Here is a 20,017-nt window from a genome sequence, read left to right as displayed (position 1 = left end):
AGTTCCAATTTTTAAATCGATTTAAGAAAATACTGAAACTTTCCGCTGTAAGAAAAGTGCCTGAAACGTTATTGTTTCAGGCACTCGGAATTATTGAGAGTAAAACAGTTTGGGAAACTGTTTTAGCCTGAGCCCAGAAATTAAAGAGCGAAGGGGCTCAATAAAAATTGAACACAGGCTGCGGATTGTGTCAAAAAGATAAGTTCTCCTAGAATCGAAAGATTCTGCGTCAAACTTCCTATTTTGACTTTATCCGCAGACATCCTTTGTATCTTAATTTAGTCATGGAACTTCTTGGATTGCTGAAATCATCCACTGGATAATTTCACCTAACCTCCGTACCCACCTAAGGAAAGTTTTTAAGATATTTTGTCTTCAATCTTAAAAGAGCCTTTCGGCTCTTTTCTGTATCATTATTTTGCCAAAGCTCCCATTGGATCCCACGGTGCTAGGACAATTGGTTCTGCTTCATAGGCTGCTAATTCGTCTGCTGTTAGGAATTCTTTACGAACCACGATTTGGTAGGTATATTCATCCATCCAAGCATCAGAAGCCACAAAGTAACCATCTGTACCGACCTTGTCTCCCCATGAATTTTCAACCTTCCATTTACGAGACTGACCTGCTTCGTCTAAATCAACCCCTGTCAAGACCATAGCGTGTGTCATTAGACTTTCTGCATAGTCCAGGCGACCCGCCTTGTCTTGTGTCAAATGAATGTCCATGCCTGCTTCAAAATCGTAGACATCTGTTGCCAGGATTCCGGCTTTACGGTTGCTGACTTGGCCTACATCTGAACCAAACCAGACAGTTTCTCCTGCTTTCATTTGAGCAATGGCTAATTCTTTCAATCGATCCATTGGAACATTTAGGTAGCGGACTGGATGGCTACCTACAACATTGCCCAGCATATCTACTGTATAAGATTTTCCATATGGCTTATCTGTAGTTGGGGCATTGATAATGGAGACGTAATCGTCTAATTGAAGGTCTACATATTTTTTGTAGAAGCTTTGTGGAGTTAAGCCACTTTCGCTATGGAATTGATTATCCTTATCACGGTATGAAAAGTCAAATTCACGTGGAGGCAATCCTAAAGACATAGCCAAGAAGTTAAAGATTTCTTGCAACAACGCTTGTTTCTTGCTCGCAACTGCCTCACTATCTGCGCCTGAGTGAATCAAATCACGCAAGATTTGCGCATCTTGACGCAAGAGTTTATTGAGGTAGGTGTTCAATTCCCGGCTATTGCTGGATGAAATGGATTCTGGATAAACGGATTTTGGAACCACTCCGTATTTCTCGAAGAGGGATACCACCATATCCCATTGACCGCCATCTTGTTGTGGGGTTTGTAGGAGAAAAGCCACCTTACGGCTGGTCAATTCTTGGTCTGCTGTAGCAATCACTTGCTCCAAAAACCAGTTTGATTTTTCATACTTATCCCAAAAGAAAGTATGTGCTTGAGACAATTCAAAATCCTCCAATTGGAAGCTTGAAATCATCTTGTGACGGAAGGTATTTAAAGCCGCAAACATCCAACAACGCCCAGATGCTTTTTGGTTTGTCACCTTATCCTTGGTCAAATCAAGTGAAAAAACTGGTGTATTCTCTACTGTACTCTTGCGCGTTTCAAGCGATGCATGGATCCCATTGTGGGTAACAGTATTTTCAATAGCCGCATATTTCACATTTGCTTCATAATTAGCATAGAGCTGGTCTGTAAATTCTTTCGTTAATTCTGACATAGCAATCTCCTTTTTTCGTTATTTACTATTATAATCCTTTGAGCAGAATCTTCAAGTAAAAATCACCCTATAGAGAGGGATTCTGTTTAGAATAGATGATTTTATCCCCACAATATCCTTTGCGTTGAATGGCATGAGGGATGGTTTCTACATACAGCATTCCTGCCTTTTCCATGACTTTCCCTGAAGCAGGATTTAAACTGACATAAGTGGCTTTGATTTCTTTAAATCCGACTTCGTTCAATAAGAAATCCAAAACAGCTGTGAGCGCTTCTGTCATGAATCCCTGCCCCCAGAATTTCTTACCAAGGATATAACCTAGCTCGCATGATTGACTTTCCTGGTCTTGAGAAACCACACTAATATCTCCAATCACCTGATCTGGTGATGTTTTCAAACAGATCGCCCATTTATAAGTATCTGGTTTACGATACTGTTCGATCCATCTTTTGATCGATTCTCTGGTTCTCTCAGAAGATGCATGGGCATCCCAGGTGACATATTTCAGGGTTTCAGGATCAGAAGCCCAATTTTCAAACATCGCTGATGCATCCTCCAAAACGAAAGGCCTCAAGTATAAATGCTCTGTCTCTATGACAAGACTTCCAAGATGATTCATAGATTGTCTCCCTTCATTTTTTCATGCAACTTGAACGTTGCAAGTTGGTTACTTTAATCTAGAAGAAAAGGACGGATGAAACCGCCCTTCTTTTTGATGCTTTTCACAATATTGTATGGTGAGAAGACTACGAAATTGAACTCTACGGGTTACCGATTTCTGTCTAGTATTAATAGAAAAATTCTATTTGTCTCCACCTCATCCATGAGCTTTTCAATGATACATTGACGCAGTAGCTGGCTGATTTGAACGGAGCTCTTTGAGCACCTTTCAAATCTAGACAGCCTTGCGGGGGTGAGACTACGAAATCGAACTCTACGAGTTACCGATTTCTGTCTCACTCCCAAAAATGATCAAATACTGTGATTGGCAAGTGGCGTTTGTGTTGGCCTTTGTACCACCATTTTTCAATAGTGGCTTGAGCTTCTGGGCTCACTTGTTTGCCTTCTAGGTAATCATCGATTTCATTATAGGTGACACCCAGCGCTACTTCATCTGCTATTCCTGGTTTTTCTTCTTCCAAATCTGCTGTTGGGATTTTCTCATAAAGAACAGGATCGGCTCCTAAAGCCTTGAGCAATTGTTTTCCTTGGCGTTTATTCAAACGGAAAAGGGGTAAAATATCTGCACCACCATCTCCAAATTTTGTGAAGAAACCAGTAATATTTTCTGCAGCATGATCCGTTCCAATCACCGCTCCGCTGCGTGCTCCAGCTAGAGCATACTGAGCAATCATGCGACTGCGAGCCTTAATATTGCCTTTGTTAAAATCAGAAACCTCTGTTCCAGTCGCTTCTACTGCTCGTACCATTTCGTCAGCAGACTCCTTGATATTCACAACCAGGCTAACATCAGGCTGGATAAAGGCCAATGCTTTTTGTGCATCTGCTTCATCTGCCTGTACCCCATAAGGAAGACGAACGGCAATAAATTGATAGGAGGCATCTCCTGTTTCTGCGCGCATTTCTTCCATGGCCAATTGAGCTAATCGTCCAGCAAGAGTTGAATCTTGTCCTCCTGAGATCCCTAATACAAATGTTTTCAAGAAAGGATGTTTTTTTAGATATCTTTTTAAGAAATCAACCGAGCGGCGAATCTCTTCCTGAGGATCAATACTTGGCTTGACACCCAATTGTTGGATAATCTCTTCTTGCAAACTCATTTTGCATCTCCTTCTCCATTGGCCTTGTTACGCATTTCCTCGATCAGATCCATCTTATCCTGCCAAATATCTTTGGCCAAGTCAACTGGGTAATGCTGTGGATTGAGGACGCGCTTGTATTCATCCCATAATTGATCGTAATTTTTACGAGCATATTCTTGAATTTCTGATAATGTTGGTAGTTGATAAACCAATTGACCCTCTTTAAAAATATCCACTAAAAGAGGAATGGCCTCAAAGTTTCGGACCGTTTTATTAATGTAGGTATAAGTCGGATGGAACATTTTAAGTTCAGTCAGTTGTGAAACATCTACTCCATCATAAGTGATGTAGTCACCTTCTGATTTACCTTTTTCACGGCTCGTAATCCGCCAGACTTGCTTTTTACCTGGAGTAGAAACTTTCTCTGCATTATTGGAAAGCTTGATAGTATTGATCATCTCTCCTGCTTCGTTTTCAACAGAGACAATTTTGTATACCGCTCCAAGTGCTGGTTGATCGTAAGCTGTAATTAACTTGGTTCCTACACCCCAAACATCAATTTTTGCTTTTTGCATTTTTAAGTTGAGGATGGTATTTTCATCCAAGTCATTAGAAGCGTAGATTTTAGCATTTGTAAAACCAGCCTCATCTAATTGCTGGCGAACCTTTTTAGAAATATAGGCAATATCTCCTGAGTCAATTCGGACGCCTAGGAAATTGATTTTATCTCCCATTTCACGCGCTACCTGAATAGCAGCAGGGACCCCAATACGCAGGGTATCATAGGTATCGACGAGGAAGACACAATCTTTATGGGTTTCCGCATAAGCCCTAAAGGCCTGGTAGTCATTTCCATAAACCTGTACAAGAGAATGGGCATGAGTTCCTAAAACTGGGATTCCAAAGAGTTTTCCTGCACGAACATTACTAGTTCCATTGGCACCTCCGATGACTGCTGCACGAGTTCCCCAAATTGCAGCATCCATTTCTTGCGCACGACGGGTTCCAAATTCCATCAAAGGCTCATCTTCAATGACTGAACGAATACGAGCAGCTTTTGTGGCTATCAAGGTTTGAAAGTTGACAATATTCAAAAGGGCTGTTTCCACCAATTGGCACTGAGCTAGAGGGCCCTCTACCTGAACAATTGGTTCATTCGCAAAAACTAAGTCTCCTTCTTGAGCCGAGCGTACCGTCAATTCCAACTTGAGATCACGGAGATATTCCAAGAAGTCCCCATGATAACCGAGTGACTCTAAATAGGCAATATCGCTCTCAGAAAAACTCAAGTTTTCCAAGTATTTCACAATTCTCTCTAAGCCAGCAAATACTGCGTAGCCGTTTTTAAAAGGCTGTTGACGAAAATAGACTTCAAATACGGCATGTTTATTGTGGATACCTTGATTAAAATAGACCTGCATCATATTGATTTGGTATAAATCAGTATGCAAGGTTAAACTGTCATCTGGATACATATGTATACCTCTTTTTTATAGATTTGTTCTATGAATTCCTACCATAAAATTAGTACCATTATAGCACATTTCAGCCCTATTGAATACTGAAAGGAAAGAATGAAAAAAATCTGAGACAGGAAGCTCAGATTTTTTGGATTAAAAGTTTTCTGTGATATATTTATAAACTTCTTGGCCAGCAATCGCACCGTCTCCGACTGCTGTCGTCACTTGACGCAAATCTTTTTGACGAACATCGCCAACTGCAAAAATACCTGGGACTGTGGTTCTCATATGATCATCCGTGATCACCCAGCCATTTTCATCTAAAATACCAAGTTCTGTCGCAAAATCACTGACAGGATCTAAACCAACATAGATAAAGACGCCTCCAAAGGCTTGCTCTCTAACCTCTCCTGTCTTCACATCTTTTAAAAGGACAGACGTTACTTTTTGTTCACCCTTAATTTCTTCAACAACCGTATTCCAAGCAAAGTGAATTTTATCATTGGCAAAGGCACGATCTTGAAGAACTTTTTGGGCACGAAGCTGGTCTCTTCGGTGAGCAATCGTCACTGTTTTTGCAAACTGAGTCAAAAAGACAGCTTCTTCTACCGCAGAATCGCCGCCACCAACGACCAAGAGATCCTCATCTCTAAAGAAAGCTCCATCACAAACAGCACAGTAGGAAACCCCTCTACTATTAAGCTCCTCTTCACCAGGGACATTCAATGAACGGTGGTTAGACCCTGTTGCAATCACCACGGTTTTAGCTTCAAATTCCCCATCATCTGTGACAATCTTTTTGGTTGCTCCGTGGTCTTCGATGCGCTCTACCTGACCAAACAAATGTTCCACGCCAAGATTTTCTAAAGGCTCAAACATTTTTTCAGCCAAATCTGGGCCACTAATATTCGCATAGCCAGGATAGTTTTCGATGTCAGACGTATTGTTCATTTGACCACCTGGAATTCCTCTCTCAATCAATGCGACCTTTAAATTGCTTCGTGCTGCATAAAGGGCAGCAGTCATCCCTGCAGGACCTGCTCCAATAATCACTGTATCAAACATACTAAACCTCTTTCTGTTTTGTTGTAACCATTATAATTCTAACACAGTCTTTTTGCAATTATCGTGCTTGAAAGATAAACAAAATCCCTATGACCGCAAAGGTTAAAATAGGAATCGTCATGATATCAATTAAGAGGATATCATACAAATGGGCTTGTCGTTGCTTGGCTGTTTTATCTTTCTTCTTAAGGGCACGGTAGCCAATCCAAATACAAGAAGCGATCCCAACTAAAATCGTTGTCGTCACTAAACTTTGTAAATATAAGGACAATAATTTATTTAACATCACGACTCCAAATATTTTTACATTTTCAGAAAACAAACCCAGCTAGCATCGCCAGCTGAGTCTTACCTCTCCTCTATTATATCAAACATAGGTCCGTTTGTAACTAGCAAAGAATTCTTTTGTCCGTTCTTCTTTTGGATGTTGCATGATTTCCTCTGGTGTTCCAGATTCAATAATCCGTCCTTTATCCAAAAATAATACCTTATCTGCTACTTGCGCTACAAAAGACATATCATGGCTGACCAGTACCATGGTTTGTCCTGATTTTGCCGCATTGGCAATGGATTTTTCAACTTCTCCAACCAATTCTGGATCCAAGGCTGAAGTCGGTTCATCCAACAAAAGAACCTCTGGTTTCATGGCCAAGGCACGGGCCAAAGCCACCCGTTGTTTTTGTCCACCTGAGAGGTGACGAGGATAGTGATTTTCACGATCCGATAAACCGACTTTTGCCAGTTCTTCTCGAGCAATTTTCGTTGCTTCTTGATCGGATAACCCCTTCACAACAATGAGCCCTTCTTTCACATTTTCAAGGGCTGTTTTTCTACCAAACAAATTAAACTGTTGGAACACCATGGCCAATTTTCTTCTTAAGGTTAAGATTTGATCTTGGGTAATGTGTTCAAAATCAACTTCGAAATCATCAATCTTAATTCTACCACTATCTGGTGCTTCCAAATAGTTTAAACTGCGTAAGAAGGTTGATTTACCAGCTCCCGAAGACCCGATTAGGGCCACGACTTCCCCTTTTTGAATTTCCAAACTTAGATTATTTAAAACCTTTTGACCTGAAAATGTCTTTGATAATTCTGAAATATAAATCATTAGATCCGGACCTCCTGATCTGGTAAATCAATTGCTACGGGAGTCTCAATATCCAGTCGACGTTCAATGTGACGGCCTAGTATTTCAATGAGAATGTTCACAATCCAGTAAACAATCGATACCGTGATAAAGCGTTCAAAGTACTTCAAATCGCTCCCCCCAATAATCCGTGCTTGAGCAAAAATTTCAACCACACTGGCACTAAAGGCGAGCGAGGTCCCCTTGGTCAAGCCAATGAGAGAGTTGATTAAAGTAGGAGTTGCAACGACTGCTGCATTGGGAATAATAATCCGGCGATAAACTTGACGGTTGGTCATCCCAAGACTACGCGCTGCCTCAATTTCACCAGGATCCACTGATAAAATGGCTGCCCGGATGGTTTCACTCGCATAAGCTGCCTCATTAAAGGCAAGAGCCACAATTGCAAATAACTCAGCTGGAATAGCATTAATATTAAAAGCTGTTCCATAAGACTGATTGATTGCTTTTAAAATAAGAGGAATCCCATAATAGGTCAACATCAACTGAACCAACAAAGGAGTCCCCCGTAAAAAACTGACAAAAACAGCTTGAATCGGGTATAGAATTCGTACACGATTAATTTTGACCAGAGCAAAAATCATGGCAAAAATAATCCCAAAAAATGCGCCTCCTAGGGCTAGTAAAATCGTCACAGGCAATTTTCCTATGACAGACGGAAATGCATCCAATACGGCTCTCAAACTAAACAGCTTGCTATCTGGAACGTGTTTTAAAAAGTCAGCATACCAGTTGGCAGCTAAAAGATTAGTTGTAAACATTTTTGTTACTTCCTTTCTCGAACATAAACATTCTATCACATTCACTATCGGAATTCCAAAAATTGCTACAGAAATAGAAAAATGATAGACTACTCAAATTTAGTCTATCATAATTTTAGACAAGTTCCTAATAGTTTTTCTTTATGGAGTTCATAAAGAAAATCTATGTTTTCTTCTGAACATTTGAAAGAAGGGGTTAGAAAGTTTGGCGTTTGGCCTTACGTTCCGCCCGACCACGCGCACGGTTTTCAGCTCGCTTAGCTTTTCTCCGCTTTTCATCAACTGCCCATTTGATTTTTTTCTTGTAGCCTGGTTTGATTTTTTTCTTTTTCTTCTTCACCAGACCAATCATTTCGATGTCGAGTTTCTCTTGCTTTTTCTCACGATTCGCCCGTCTGTCCCGATCATAAGTATCTTCAATAACCCCATTTTTCAACACTTTCGGTACGAAACGAATGCCCATTTTTTCTAGTTCACGGATATCTGAATCATCACTCGGTTGATAAAGAGTAATAGCGACACCTGGTAGACCATTGCGTCCTGTCCGACCGACACGGTGGACAAAGAAGGAAAGATCTTGTGGAATAGCATCGTTGATGACATGACTCCCCCCTTCGATATCAATCCCACGAGCCGCTAAATCTGTGGCCACAATATACTCAAAATCAAGATTTTTAACCTGATTCATGATCCGTTTCCGTTCACGTGGTGGGATATCTCCGTGAATCTTTGCCACTTTCAATCCCTGAGCCACCAAATAGGCATGGAGATCATCTGCTCTCGTTTTGGTATTAACGAAAATCATGGCCAAATAAGGTTGCAAGGTCTTGGTCAATTGGTAAATTTGCTCATTTTTATCCCGACCCTTGGTGGAAACCAGCCAATTATCGATGGTATCTGAAATCACCGTCTTAGTCTTAATTTGCTCCATGACTGGGTTTGAGAGATATTTTTTCAAGAAAGGCTGCAATTTTTGCGGAATGGTGGCTGAAAAAACTAAAAATTGCAGTTGTTGCGGAAGCCTTGAAGCAATCTTATCCACAGTAGACAAGAATCCCATGTCCAGTGTCATATCTGCCTCATCTACCACAAAAGTATGGGCCTTATGAATAGCCAGATCACCCGATGCAACCAGATCATAGATCCGGCCTGGAGTTCCAATCACGATATGTGGTTGTTTGACCTGCAATTTTTCAATCTGACGGCTTTTATCCGTTCCTCCAACATAATTCACAATCCGAATCTCTTTGTCAGAATGACTAGCGATTTGACGAGCAGCTTGGTAAATTTGCGTCGCCAACTCCCGACTAGGAGCCGTGATGACCGCTTCAACTTGCTCACTGTCTTCATTTAAGGTTTGAAAAATCGGCAAGAGGAAAGTATGGGTCTTCCCAGAACCTGTCTTTGACTCTCCAACCAAATCATTTCCAGCTAGGACAATCGGAATTAGTTTTTCCTGTACTTCGGTTGCTTCTCTAAAATTGATTTCTTTCAGTGCCTCTTGAATATAGGGCTTAAAATTAAACTCTGTAAATTTCATTTTCTCAGTTCCTTTCATGATCTCTATTATTATATCAGAAAAGCTGTCTTCTTGCCTCTCTTATGGGTCATTTTTCCTAACCAGCGAAGTCTCTCTGAGTCAGCAAAAAAACGATGGGCAAGCCCACCGTCGTTTTATAGGTAGAGAAGGACTAGAGTCACGACACTTGTCACTAAGGCAATGCTCCACATAAAGGCATCCACTTTCCATTCTGACCAGTTTCGGCCATTGCCAGAAAGGCCACCCAGTTCTAAATGATGGTGGAAAGGAGTCATTCGGAAAATCCGACGTCCTTCCCCGTAACGTTTCTTGGTCCATTTGAAATAGGTCACTTGTAGCATTACTGAACCCGTTTCAATGACATAGACCAGACCAATTAAGAGCAGGGTCCACTCGACATGCAAAGCCATTGACAAGGCTGCAAGCATCCCTCCAAGAGCTAGACTACCGACATCTCCCATAAAGATTTTAGCCGGCTTGTGGTTGAAGACAAAGAATCCTAGCAAGGCCCCAATCATACTCAAGGTGACAAAGAGAATGTCCCATTTCCCTTGCATATAGGCAATAAAGGAATAGGCACTCAGGCTAATGGCAACGGAGATGCTGGCTAATCCATCAATCCCATCTGTCAAATTGACCGCATTTGAAAAACCAACCAACCAAAATAAAGCAAAGAGAATGTAGAAATAGCCCAAGTAAAGTTCATATCCGAAAACATTCAAAAGGCTTCCTGCACCGTGGCGTTCAGAAAAAATATAGAAGATGATTCCACCAACAAGTTGAAGGGCCAATTTTTGTTTTGGGTTAAGACCTTCATTAATCTTACGAAAAACTTTTAAAAAGTCATCCAAAAATCCAACAATTCCATAAAGAATCAAGATAAATAGAATCAGTTGAACAGGGCGCGTGAAATTTCCAGTCAATACGGTAACGACAAAACTAACTAGAACGGCTGTAATGAGAAATACAACTCCACCCATTGTCGGAGTGCCAGCTTTCGCTTTGTGTTGTTTCACATCTTCGTGCATTTGTTGCCCGGAAATATGAGCACGATGGTAAAATCGAATAAAGGCTGGAATAGCAGCCACTGTTAATAGAAACGATACAAGGATCGTAGCAATATACATCTTAGTCTCCTAATGTTAAGGTAATCTTTTTAGTTTTATTGAGTGAGGTGTTCATTTTGACACTTTGTTTGGTTACTTTCTTTCCACTACCTTTATAGGTAATCTCAATTCCAGTCCATTCTCCAAAGATATCAGCATTTTTCTTTGTCCAACCATACATATCTGGAACCGCATCAAAGTCTTCTGTTAATAACAATACTTGCTGATTGGCTTTGACTTTAGAGCCTACATCCACAGACATTTTGCGGATATTTTCCCCGGTTCCTAGGACAATTGGCTGCACCAAATTGCGACGCAATTCCTCTGAATAAGCACCTGGGCTCAGATTTTGTTTCAGATTCAACTCCTTAGAGAGAGTTTCTACTGAAGGGATTTTGTAGGTCGTTTCTTTGGTCACACCATCCAAAGTTGGTGCCTCTGATGTCAAATGCAATTCGTCTTTTAAAGCAACTGCATCTTCCAAAATAGGATTGACCAACTCTTCCCAGCTGGTGGCTGAGAATTTCACTTCTGGTTGTTGGACCGTCACATACATAATGAATTCAGGATCTTCTGCAGGTGTCATGGCTACAACCGAGTTGATATAATCATTTTCTCCTTGCAAGTATCCTTGATCTGTCGCCATTTGGGCAGTCCCTGATTTCACCGCAACGTTTTGACCGGGTACCTGAATGATGGGTCCATCACTGTACAAGGTTCCATACTCTGGATCTGTTCCGACGGTGATCATATAGTTCCGTGTCTGTTGCGCAGCTGATCCTGAAACTGGTTTTCCAACAACTTCTTTTTTTGATTTGCGGGCTGTGTCTGATTTTTTATCGTAAATGGCACTAATAAACTTCGGCTCCAACATTTGTCCATCATTAGCGATGGCACTAAAGGCCCGTAACATTTGGGTTTGACTGACGGAAATCCCTTGACCAAAGGCAGATTGTGCCTGACTGACATAGTTATCCCCTGGAAGACCCCCGTAAGCTTCATTTCCCATTCCAAAACGGGTCGGAAGACCGAATTTAAAGCGGGTTAGATAGTCCATCCAGACAGCATTTCCCATTTTTTGCTCTAAGCGGGTCATCCCCACGTTACTTGAGTAAGCAAATCCCTGTGCGATATTCATATAGCGACCTTCAGACAGCCCCATATTGACATCCCAGTCACGGATGGTCGCATCTTTTACTTGTAGTTCGTTATTGTAGTATCCCTCATTATAAGCTGGGAAGGTTCCATGATCAATCGCCGAAGCTAATAACATGACCTTCATCGTTGAACCCGGTTCATATTGATCTTGATAAAGGATGGTATTCCAGGTTTTCAAGTTTTTCAGATCCAACCCTTGTTTGGTATCCGCATTATAGGATGGACGTTGCGTTGTCGCTAGGATCTCTCCAGTTTTTGCACTCACAAGAGTCGCACTAACATACTTTCCTTTTACTTTTTCTTGGAAAACATCCATTCGCGTCTCAAGGTAGGTCTGCAACTCTGCTGAAATAGTCGTATAGACATCTTTTCCATCTTCTGTTTTGACAGAAACCTTATCTGAACCAGGAACGATATTGCCGTTTCGGTCTTTGTCATAGGTGATAACCCCATTTTGACCAGCGAGAATACGATCGAGGGATTTCTCCATCCCTGATTGCCCCTTCAGGGTTTTATTCCCCTCTTTATCTTCTTGAAGAGAGGCCTGACCTATAAATTGAGAAGCAAAAACTCCATTTTTATAGCTTCGATTTGGACTGGTTGTAAAGGCAACCCCTTCAATCTTCGCCGCTTCCATGGCCTCACGGATGGCTGTCATATTACTATAAGTTATGCCGTTTCCGTTCGAGCCAAAAGAAACCTGTTTCAATTTCTTTTGCGACAACTGTTGAATGACGTAATCCTCATCCATCCCTAAGTACTGCTTAAAGATTTCTGCTACTTTTTTAAATTGGCTCTCTTCTACATAGAGGATTTTCCCAGTTGCTGATTTGTACTTTTTATCAATAATGGCATAAACATTATAGGTCGTCGCATCTTCAGCAATTACTGCTCCATTTCGATCATAGATCGTTCCACGTTTTGCAGGAACAATGACCGTCTGCTCATGGACTTTCTTGGCTTGATCCGATAAGGTCACACCAAATTTTTTGTCAGTCCCAATGATCATTGCAAAATTAATCAGAAAGAGAAAAAAGAGGAAAATCGCCAGTACACTGAGATTTTTCCCAACTTGTTTTCGATTCTGATCCGGCAAGCGACGTTTCTTTATCGAATACCCGATCAAAAATTTTTTGAATTTATTCATCACTACTTGCACTCACTGTTTTTCGATTTTCTTTTTGCAGCTTCATTCCTTGGGAGCTAGCCAACTGTGATAAGCGGTCATAACGTGTTAATTCATTGACCTCTTGACGAACATCTGCCAATTCCGTCTTTTTGGCTTCTAGTTCCGTATTCAAATCAGTCAGTTCACTTTGAACTTGTAAAATCCGTGTCTGCATAAAGACAATACTAATGGCTAAAATCACAGCTGTTAGGACAATCGACCCATAAAAAGCCTTTTCTACTCTAGAGAAACGGCGAAAGCGGTCTTGCAGTATCTGTGTTCTTGTTCTCTCATCTCTTGCTGCCATATCAATTCCTCTTACTTGTGTATTTTTCGAGCAACCCGTAATTTTGCTGAATGAGATCGATTATTTTCCTCAAGCTCTTTTTCACTTGGCAAAATAGGTTTCCGGTTAACCAACTCCATCTTTGGTTTCAAATCATCTGGAATAAAGGGAAGCCCCTTTGGAACCTCAACCGTCGAAGCTTCTTTAAACAATTGTTTGGTCAATCGATCCTCTAACGAATGAAAGGTAATCACAGAAATACGACCATCGAGGGCCAACAAATCCATGGCTTGCTGAATCGATTCATCTGCAGCTCCCAATTCATCATTGACTTCGATACGAATGGCTTGGAAAATCTGTTTCGCAGGATGGCCCTTTTTCTTGAGCTCCTTAGCTGGTTTAGCAGATTTAATAATCTCTGCTAATTCAGTCGTCGTTTCAATCGGTTTAATTGCTCGTGCTTGCTCAATTTTCCGCGCAATTTGCTTGGAAAATTTGTCTTCTCCATATTTGAAAAAAATACGGACTAGATCATGGTAATCGTAGCTATTAACGACCTCATAGGCTGTCAAGGAAGCTTCTTGATTCATCCGCATGTCCAGTGGCGCATCTTTCTTGTAAGAAAATCCGCGTTCCCGTTCATCTAACTGAGGACTAGACACACCTAGGTCATAACAGATCCCATAAATTTCAGTCACACCTAAGTCATTTAGACGTTCCTTCAAATGACGAAAGTTATCCTTAATGAAGGTCACCATGCCTTTCTCAATGAAAGGTGCCAATCGGATCTTAGCATTCTCAATTGCATGCTGATCTTGGTCAAAGGCATAAAGATGGCCCGATTCATTTAATTTTGTTAACAAATATTCGCTGTGGCCTGCCCCACCCAATGTGGCGTCTACATAGATCCCATCTGGCTTAACATCCAGCATATCGATCGTTTCATGAAGCAAAACCGTTACATGATGAAATTCTTTACTCATATCTTTACTATTTTACCACAAATGGGACCAAGATGCACTCCTGAAAGAAAATTCACTAACTAACCCTATCGGACCTTTTCAGATCCTACAAAATACCTAGAAAGGCTTGATTTTATTTGTTTCCTCTAGGATTTATGATACAATATTCTTATGAAAATAAGAAAACAGATTCTCATCCCACTTTTATTGGTCGATGCTATCGCTCTCTACTTTTTTCTAACCACTATTGAGGCTTGGATTTTTTGGCTTGCTGCCCTGATCCTAGCCGGCTCACTTTGGTGGCTCAAAAAAGCCATTCAAGGACAAAAAACAGAGATGGAAGAAAAATAATTTCTTCCACCTCTGTTTTTCTTTTATTCCCTCCAAGTAATTCCTTAAAAGAAAGCAAACTAGCTCTGAAATAATAAAGAGCTGGGACAAAAGTCCTAGCCTCTCAATTATTTTTTGACTGTCGAGCAAGACGCAGTGGTTGAGTGGGATATACTACGCTGATTTCATCAGCTTTTACAGCCCTACTCAACTGTGCGGAGGTGGGACAACGAAATCGAATTCTAACGAATTACCGATTTCTGTCCCACTCTCTTGCGGTTTATTGATTATGTTTCCAATTGCTGTAAATCCCAAAAAGAATGATCCAGATGGTTGCCCCAATCGCTCCAATGTATGTTGATTCTTGCAAGAAGAGACAAACAAATACAAAGAGGAAGAAAACAATGGTCAATGGATTCAACACTTTATAGGCTGGCATGACAAAACCATCTGGCATAAATTCTTTCGATTTACGGTACTTAAGATGGGCGAGCATGGTCAAAATGTAAATAGCAATGTAGACACCAGAAGAAGATGCCGTAATCAAGGCAAAGGCATCTGAGACACCTGGCAAGATATTGATAAAGGCTGAAACAGCAACCACAATCGCAGAAAAAATAATCGCGCGACTTGGAATCCCCATACGAGATAAGCTATTCAGTCTCAAACGATTCATCACTTTGCTGTTTGGTGTTTCTTTTGCAATCTGGTACAAGTGACGCCCTGTTGAATAGAGGGTGGAATTCAAGGAAGATGCAGCAGCTGTCAGTACGACAAAATTAATCAATCCTGCTGCCCACTTGATTCCTACCATCTGAAAGACCGTTACAAACGGTGACTTATTGACAGGAAGCTGTTGCCAAGGGAAAATAGCCATAATCGCCAACAAAGCTCCTACATAAAAGATTACAATCCGGATTGGAATTTCTTTAATAGCTTTTGGCAATACTTGTCGGGGATTAGCTGTTTCAGAAGTAGTAATTCCAACAAATTCGATTGCTTGGTAAGCAAAGAAGACCATTTGGAAGGCCATGACGAACTTGACCCAACCATTTGGAAACATTTGAAAACCATTGGTAATGTTACTTAAGCTAGCGTGTCCAGCTGGTGTTTCAAAATTCGTCGTCACCATAAAGATTCCTGTTGCGATCAAGGCTAAAATCGTGACAATCTTGATCATTCCAAACCAGAATTCAACCTCTCCAAAAACCTTCACAGCGATCAAGTTTACACAACTTAAGAGCGCTAAAAAGATAATTTGAATCTGCCAGGCTGGCCAATTTGGAAACCAAAGCTGGACATAGTTGGAAACAGCGGTGATCTCTGCCATTCCCAAAAATACCAAGGAGACCCAATAGGACCATCCTGAAAAATAACCCCAACCTTTTCCTATATACTTGGTGATAAAGTTGATAAAGGTGTGTTGATCAGGGTCCATATAGAGCATTTCTCCGATCGCCCGCATCATCAAGTACATGAAGGCGCCAGTCAGCATATAGACTAAAATAATAGAGGGCCCTGTCAAAGAAAGGGAACGACCGGCTCCAAGAAAGAGTCCTGTCCCGATGGTTCCTGCAATAGCGATCAGCTGAACATGCCGATTTTGCAGACCACGAACCATCCCATTTTCGGTTTCTTCACCAGGATGATGTTTTTTTGACATATAATTACTCCAATTCTTTTTCTGTACATTTTCAGAAAAGTATACTTCAAATTTTCATACAATCTACTATACCATGTTTTTAAAAATTGGTCAATCTAGTGCAGAATATTCTGAATTTTATAGATTAAAAAGAGTGCTGGAGTCTCTTCCAGCACTCTTTTGCTTATGAATTAGGGTCATCGAGGCTACGGCCATGCAAACCTTTTTCACGTTGCACTTGGCGTAGTTTCTCAGGTGTTACATCGTTACCTTCTTCATCCACAATTTTGATCCCTTCGATGTGGTGACGAACCGAACGACGATAACCTTCAATGTATTCTTCACGAAGTTTTGCTTGTTCCACTGCTTCTTCAGGAGTCAAACCTTCTGTTTTTTTCTTTTTAGCAAGCTCATTGATTCGAGCGATTTTTTCAGGTGTCATAATAAGACCTACTTTCTACCTGTCATCAGGTCATTATTTTGTGTTCAATTGATTAAAGGCTGCAACAGCGTTGGCTTTCGCTACAAGACCTGCAAGAAGGGCCAAACGGTTGTTTTTAACAGCCTCATCTTCTGCCATAACCATGGTATTGTCAAAGAAAGCATCGATGACTGGGCTAAGGGCAAAGAGTTGAGCCAATTTGTCGCTAGCTGAACCTGTCAATTCAAGCTCTTCAATTGCTTTAGCAAGGGCTTTTTCTTGATCGTTTTCAAAGAGACTAGCGTCGACTGCTACTGAAGCATCTGCTTTTTCTGCCAAGTTGAAAGCACGTGAGAGGGATTCAACAGCTGCCTTATAACCATCCGTCTTAGCAGCTTCTGAAAGAGCTTCAGCTGCTTCCAGCATATCTGCTACGACAAAGTTTGAACCAGCAAGAACAGCTTCTTTGATATCTTTTGGTGTGCGTCCCATCATCTTGTCCACACGCGCCTTGATGAAATTGAGCACTTCTGCTTGATTGTCATAAGAAAGACTAGCAAATGAAAGTCCGTAAAGACTGTCGATTAACTCATCCATCGGGATGTACCAACCAAAGGCATCCAAGATACGAACAATTCCTTGTGTTGCACGACGAAGCGCATACGGGTCATTGGAACCAGACGGAATCAAACCGACTGAGAAAAAGGAAAGGAGGGTATCCAATTTATCTGCAAGCGCAAGGATAGCACCAACCTTAGTCTCTGGAAGGGCTCCATCTGCTGCATCAGGAAGGTAGTGCTCACGGATAGCTGTCGCTACTGCAGGATCCTCACCAGCAAGGAGGGCGTATTTTTCACCCATGATTCCTTGCAATTCATCGAACTCTCCGACCATACCAGTCAAGAGGTCAAATTTGTAGATTTCAGCTGCACGCGCTACGGCTGCCCTTTCTTCAGCAGTCAAACCAGCTTGTTCAGCTAATGATGCTGCAATGACACCGGCACGAGCCATGTGTTCTGAGAGAGAACCGATTTTTTCATGGAAAGTCACGTTAGCCAATTTAGCAACCAGGTCTTCAATCTTGAGTTTTTGGTCTTCACGCCAGAAGAATTCACCATCTTCGAGACGTGCCACCAATACTTTTTCATTTCCTCGGATAACATTTTCCAAGTGCTCAGCATTCCCATTACGAACTGAGATGAAGTTTGGTTTTAGCCGACCATCAAGGTCACGTACAACAAAGTACCGTTGGTGGGTTTCCATTGAGGTCACCAAGACTTCTTCTGGAACGTCCAAATATTTAGTGTCAAAACTTCCCATAAAGGCAGTTGGATATTCGACCAAGTTCAAGACTTCGTTCAAAAGTCCTTCTTCGATTTGGACTTGAACACCTTGTTCTGCTTCGATAGCTTTGATTTGCTCACGAATCATGTTTTCACGTTCTTTGCTATCCGCAATCACGTAAACAGTACGAAGGTCTTCTTCATAAGAATCCGCATTGGTAATTTCCACTTCATGTCCAAGGAAACGATGTCCACGACTCACACGACCTGAATGGATATCCAAGAAGTCGAGGTCAAGCGCTTCATCACCCAAAAGGACAATCAAGGTATGAACTGGGCGAATGTATTCAAAGGTGTTGTTAGCCCAGTGCATGCTGACAGGGAAGGTCAATGAAGCAAGTACTTCTGGAACGCCAGCCAATACTTCTTTAGCAGGTTTTCCAGCTTCATGTTTCGTCACGTAAACGTATTCTTCACCCTTAACTTCACGGAATTCGATGTCATCTACAGTCAAGCCTTTTCCACGGACAAAGCCTTGCGCTGCTTTTGAGAAGTTTCCATCAGCATCCAAGGCGATTTTCTTAGAAGGTCCTTTAAAATCTTCAGTCAAATCCGATTGTTGATCCGCTAAACCAATCACACGAACTGCCAAACGGCGTGGTGTTGAGAAGGTTTGAATGCTTTCGTATGAAAGGCGATTGTTATCCAAGAAGGCTGCCATTTTCTCACCGAGTTGTTTTTCACTTGGTGTGACAACGTAGGCTGGCAACTCTTCAAGTCCAAGTTCTACTAGTAAGTTTTTTGTCATGTTTCTTCCTTTACAAATTTCTTTTTTTGATAGGCACCTTAGGTACTGGGGACGTTGCTAACTAACTTTGTGAGGCTGTAAGGAAATCTCATGTCTCCTTGACAGCGATTTCCAACAGTCTCATCAAAGTGGATTTAGCCAACTGATTTTTGAACCTAACGTTTCAAAAATCCCCATATACCAGTACGGCGGCGCCTATCCCTTTAGCAAGTCTTCGACTTGCCTCTGGGTAGTCATGTGGGCTCACTTTGTTTGCCCATTTCCATTCTTGTAACGCTTATTATTCTTCCTCTTCTGCTAGGAGTTTGGCGCGTGTGGCTTCGTCAAGGAGTGGGTAACCAAGTTTCTTACGTTCTGCAACGAAGGTCTTAGCTACGACACGGGCCAAGTTACGGATGCGGGCAATGTAACCGGCACGTTCTGTAACGGATACTGCTCCACGAGCATCTAGCAAGTTAAAAGTATGTGAACATTTCAAAACGTAGTCATAGGCAGGGTGAACAAGACCCAATTCCAAGGCACGTCCTGCTTCTTTTTCAAATTTTTCGAAGTTTTCAAGAAGCATATCTTGGTCAGAAACTTCAAAGCTGTATTTTGAGTGTTCGTATTCTGGTTGAAGGAAGATTTCTCCGTATTTAACGCCTGGAGCCCACTCAATATCGTAAACAGAATCTACTTCTTGGATGTAAGAAGCCAAACGTTCCAAACCGTAAGTGACCTCAGAAGTTACTGGACCAGTTGCCAATCCACCAACTTGTTGGAAATAGGTGAACTGAGTGATTTCCATACCGTCCAACCAAACTTCCCAACCAAGACCAGCTGAACCAGTTGATGGGTTTTCCCAGTTATCTTCAACGAAACGGATATCGTGTTCCAAAGGATCGATACCCAATTTTTCCAATGACTCAAGGTAAAGTTCTTGGATGTTTGATGGAGATGGTTTCATAACTACTTGGAATTGGTGGTGTTGGTAAAGACGGTTTGGGTTTTCCCCATAACGACCATCAGCTGGACGACGAGATGGCTCTACATAAGCCGCATTCCATGGTTCAGGACCAATGGCACGAAGGAAGGTGTAAGGACTCATGGTTCCCGCACCTTTTTCATTATCGTAAGCCTGCATGAGCATACAACCCTGGTCATTCCAGTATTGTTGCAAAGTCAAAATAATTTCTTGGAAGGTTAGTTTTTTTGACATCTTCTTCTCCTTTTTATAAATTCTTGCGACATGAGTCCGCCTCGTCGATTTTACGAAGCAAGACGAGTTAGTACTGCGTCTAGCTCAGGCACCAGGGTGCCTGAGCGTGGGGCAGTCCGACTGTAAGGAGGTCTCTGCCACTAACGCAGTGGAAAGTCAATTTTTTAG

The 20,017-nt window shown here is 41.6% G+C and carries 18 protein-coding genes; 1 reads left to right on the top strand and 17 read right to left on the bottom strand.

What is annotated here, in order from left to right; all coding sequences use genetic code 11:
- Nucleotides 1-413: 413 nt before the first annotated feature.
- From pepC to rsmH, 13 genes are all read right to left on the bottom strand, one after another.
- Entirely contained in the window at nucleotides 414-1,748 is a 1,335-nt protein-coding gene (gene pepC, locus HMPREF2832_RS07365) for an aminopeptidase C (RefSeq protein ID WP_049496806.1), read from the bottom strand.
- A gap of 67 nt (nucleotides 1,749-1,815) precedes the next feature.
- Nucleotides 1,816-2,367: a GNAT family N-acetyltransferase gene (locus tag HMPREF2832_RS07360; RefSeq protein ID WP_070506169.1), complete on the bottom strand. Its 552-nt coding sequence runs from the start codon at nucleotides 2,365-2,367 to the stop codon at nucleotides 1,816-1,818.
- 337 nt (nucleotides 2,368-2,704) lie between these two features.
- Entirely contained in the window at nucleotides 2,705-3,529 is an 825-nt protein-coding gene (gene nadE, locus HMPREF2832_RS07355) for an ammonia-dependent NAD(+) synthetase (RefSeq protein WP_070506168.1), read from the bottom strand.
- Nucleotides 3,526-4,986 carry a nicotinate phosphoribosyltransferase gene (locus tag HMPREF2832_RS07350; RefSeq protein ID WP_070506167.1) on the bottom strand — a complete coding sequence of 487 codons (1,461 nt, stop codon included), beginning with the start codon at nucleotides 4,984-4,986 and terminating at the stop codon, nucleotides 3,526-3,528. The genes nadE and HMPREF2832_RS07350 overlap by 4 nt, the downstream gene beginning before the upstream one ends.
- A gap of 138 nt (nucleotides 4,987-5,124) precedes the next feature.
- Nucleotides 5,125-6,036: a thioredoxin-disulfide reductase gene (gene trxB, locus HMPREF2832_RS07345; RefSeq protein ID WP_049496800.1), complete on the bottom strand. Its 912-nt coding sequence runs from the start codon at nucleotides 6,034-6,036 to the stop codon at nucleotides 5,125-5,127.
- A gap of 58 nt (nucleotides 6,037-6,094) precedes the next feature.
- Nucleotides 6,095-6,322 carry a DUF4059 family protein gene (locus HMPREF2832_RS07340; RefSeq protein ID WP_003003995.1) on the bottom strand — a complete coding sequence of 76 codons (228 nt, stop codon included), beginning with the start codon at nucleotides 6,320-6,322 and terminating at the stop codon, nucleotides 6,095-6,097.
- Between the two features lie 81 nt (nucleotides 6,323-6,403).
- Nucleotides 6,404-7,147 (bottom strand): amino acid ABC transporter ATP-binding protein, encoded by a 744-nt coding sequence (locus HMPREF2832_RS07335; protein ID WP_003003991.1) that lies wholly within the window; start codon nucleotides 7,145-7,147, stop codon nucleotides 6,404-6,406.
- Nucleotides 7,147-7,947 (bottom strand): amino acid ABC transporter permease, encoded by an 801-nt coding sequence (locus HMPREF2832_RS07330; protein WP_070506166.1) that lies wholly within the window; start codon nucleotides 7,945-7,947, stop codon nucleotides 7,147-7,149. The genes HMPREF2832_RS07335 and HMPREF2832_RS07330 overlap by 1 nt, the downstream gene beginning before the upstream one ends.
- Before the next feature lie 196 nt (nucleotides 7,948-8,143).
- Nucleotides 8,144-9,487, bottom strand: coding sequence for a DEAD/DEAH box helicase (locus HMPREF2832_RS07325; RefSeq protein ID WP_070506165.1), 1,344 nt, complete (start codon nucleotides 9,485-9,487; stop codon nucleotides 8,144-8,146).
- Nucleotides 9,488-9,621: 134 nt separating this feature from the next.
- Nucleotides 9,622-10,614 carry a phospho-N-acetylmuramoyl-pentapeptide-transferase gene (gene mraY, locus HMPREF2832_RS07320; RefSeq protein ID WP_070506163.1) on the bottom strand — a complete coding sequence of 331 codons (993 nt, stop codon included), beginning with the start codon at nucleotides 10,612-10,614 and terminating at the stop codon, nucleotides 9,622-9,624.
- 1 nt (nucleotide 10,615) lies between these two features.
- Nucleotides 10,616-12,898 carry a penicillin-binding protein PBP2X gene (gene pbp2X / locus HMPREF2832_RS07315; protein ID WP_070506161.1) on the bottom strand — a complete coding sequence of 761 codons (2,283 nt, stop codon included), beginning with the start codon at nucleotides 12,896-12,898 and terminating at the stop codon, nucleotides 10,616-10,618.
- Nucleotides 12,891-13,226, bottom strand: a complete 336-nt coding sequence (gene ftsL, locus HMPREF2832_RS07310; RefSeq protein WP_049485557.1) for a cell division protein FtsL — start codon at nucleotides 13,224-13,226, stop codon at nucleotides 12,891-12,893. The genes pbp2X and ftsL overlap by 8 nt, the downstream gene beginning before the upstream one ends.
- Nucleotides 13,227-13,237: 11 nt before the next feature.
- On the bottom strand, nucleotides 13,238-14,188 hold the full coding sequence (rsmH, locus tag HMPREF2832_RS07305; protein ID WP_070506159.1) for a 16S rRNA (cytosine(1402)-N(4))-methyltransferase RsmH: 951 nt from the start codon (nucleotides 14,186-14,188) through the stop codon (nucleotides 13,238-13,240).
- Between the two features lie 150 nt (nucleotides 14,189-14,338).
- Between rsmH and HMPREF2832_RS07300 the strand changes: the two genes are divergently transcribed.
- Nucleotides 14,339-14,518 carry a hypothetical protein gene (locus HMPREF2832_RS07300; protein ID WP_037599920.1) on the top strand — a complete coding sequence of 60 codons (180 nt, stop codon included), beginning with the start codon at nucleotides 14,339-14,341 and terminating at the stop codon, nucleotides 14,516-14,518.
- Nucleotides 14,519-14,777: 259 nt separating this feature from the next.
- On the opposite strand, the gene HMPREF2832_RS07295 is transcribed toward HMPREF2832_RS07300, so the two are convergent.
- From HMPREF2832_RS07295 to glyQ, 4 genes are all read right to left on the bottom strand, one after another.
- Nucleotides 14,778-16,160 carry an amino acid permease gene (locus HMPREF2832_RS07295; RefSeq protein WP_049496781.1) on the bottom strand — a complete coding sequence of 461 codons (1,383 nt, stop codon included), beginning with the start codon at nucleotides 16,158-16,160 and terminating at the stop codon, nucleotides 14,778-14,780.
- A gap of 163 nt (nucleotides 16,161-16,323) precedes the next feature.
- On the bottom strand, nucleotides 16,324-16,581 hold the full coding sequence (locus HMPREF2832_RS07290; protein WP_003012632.1) for a DUF896 family protein: 258 nt from the start codon (nucleotides 16,579-16,581) through the stop codon (nucleotides 16,324-16,326).
- Nucleotides 16,582-16,614: 33 nt separating this feature from the next.
- Nucleotides 16,615-18,651, bottom strand: coding sequence for a glycine--tRNA ligase subunit beta (gene glyS, locus HMPREF2832_RS07285; RefSeq protein ID WP_049496779.1), 2,037 nt, complete (start codon nucleotides 18,649-18,651; stop codon nucleotides 16,615-16,617).
- Between the two features lie 280 nt (nucleotides 18,652-18,931).
- Entirely contained in the window at nucleotides 18,932-19,849 is a 918-nt protein-coding gene (gene glyQ / locus HMPREF2832_RS07280) for a glycine--tRNA ligase subunit alpha (protein WP_049496776.1), read from the bottom strand.
- Nucleotides 19,850-20,017: the final 168 nt, after the last annotated feature.

Origin of the sequence: Streptococcus sp. HMSC073D05 (assembly GCF_001812015.1) — a bacterium.
Lineage (GTDB): Bacteria > Bacillota > Bacilli > Lactobacillales > Streptococcaceae > Streptococcus > Streptococcus parasanguinis_D.
The sequence above is the reverse complement of the archived record's forward strand: the minus strand, read 5'-3'. Positions and strand labels throughout refer to the sequence as shown.

Bases quoted from the DNA above. Each gene is read 5' to 3' on its own strand.
- HMPREF2832_RS07330 (WP_070506166.1), bottom strand. From the start codon at position 7,947: ATGTTTACAACTAATCTTTTAGCTGCCAACTGGTATGCTGACTTTTTA.
- pepC (WP_049496806.1), bottom strand. From the start codon at position 1,748: ATGTCAGAATTAACGAAAGAATTTACAGACCAGCTCTATGCTAATTAT.
- HMPREF2832_RS07335 (WP_003003991.1), bottom strand. From the start codon at position 7,147: ATGATTTATATTTCAGAATTATCAAAGACATTTTCAGGTCAAAAGGTT.
- glyQ (WP_049496776.1), bottom strand. From the start codon at position 19,849: ATGTCAAAAAAACTAACCTTCCAAGAAATTATTTTGACTTTGCAACAA.
- rsmH (WP_070506159.1), bottom strand. From the start codon at position 14,188: ATGAGTAAAGAATTTCATCATGTAACGGTTTTGCTTCATGAAACGATC.
- HMPREF2832_RS07360 (WP_070506169.1), bottom strand. From the start codon at position 2,367: ATGAATCATCTTGGAAGTCTTGTCATAGAGACAGAGCATTTATACTTG.
- HMPREF2832_RS07325 (WP_070506165.1), bottom strand. From the start codon at position 9,487: ATGAAATTTACAGAGTTTAATTTTAAGCCCTATATTCAAGAGGCACTG.
- glyS (WP_049496779.1), bottom strand. From the start codon at position 18,651: ATGACAAAAAACTTACTAGTAGAACTTGGACTTGAAGAGTTGCCAGCC.
- nadE (WP_070506168.1), bottom strand. From the start codon at position 3,529: ATGAGTTTGCAAGAAGAGATTATCCAACAATTGGGTGTCAAGCCAAGT.
- HMPREF2832_RS07295 (WP_049496781.1), bottom strand. From the start codon at position 16,160: ATGTCAAAAAAACATCATCCTGGTGAAGAAACCGAAAATGGGATGGTT.
- HMPREF2832_RS07300 (WP_037599920.1), top strand. From the start codon at position 14,339: ATGAAAATAAGAAAACAGATTCTCATCCCACTTTTATTGGTCGATGCT.
- pbp2X (WP_070506161.1), bottom strand. From the start codon at position 12,898: ATGAATAAATTCAAAAAATTTTTGATCGGGTATTCGATAAAGAAACGT.
- mraY (WP_070506163.1), bottom strand. From the start codon at position 10,614: ATGTATATTGCTACGATCCTTGTATCGTTTCTATTAACAGTGGCTGCT.
- HMPREF2832_RS07350 (WP_070506167.1), bottom strand. From the start codon at position 4,986: ATGTATCCAGATGACAGTTTAACCTTGCATACTGATTTATACCAAATC.
- HMPREF2832_RS07290 (WP_003012632.1), bottom strand. From the start codon at position 16,581: ATGACACCTGAAAAAATCGCTCGAATCAATGAGCTTGCTAAAAAGAAA.
- trxB (WP_049496800.1), bottom strand. From the start codon at position 6,036: ATGTTTGATACAGTGATTATTGGAGCAGGTCCTGCAGGGATGACTGCT.
- ftsL (WP_049485557.1), bottom strand. From the start codon at position 13,226: ATGGCAGCAAGAGATGAGAGAACAAGAACACAGATACTGCAAGACCGC.
- HMPREF2832_RS07340 (WP_003003995.1), bottom strand. From the start codon at position 6,322: ATGTTAAATAAATTATTGTCCTTATATTTACAAAGTTTAGTGACGACA.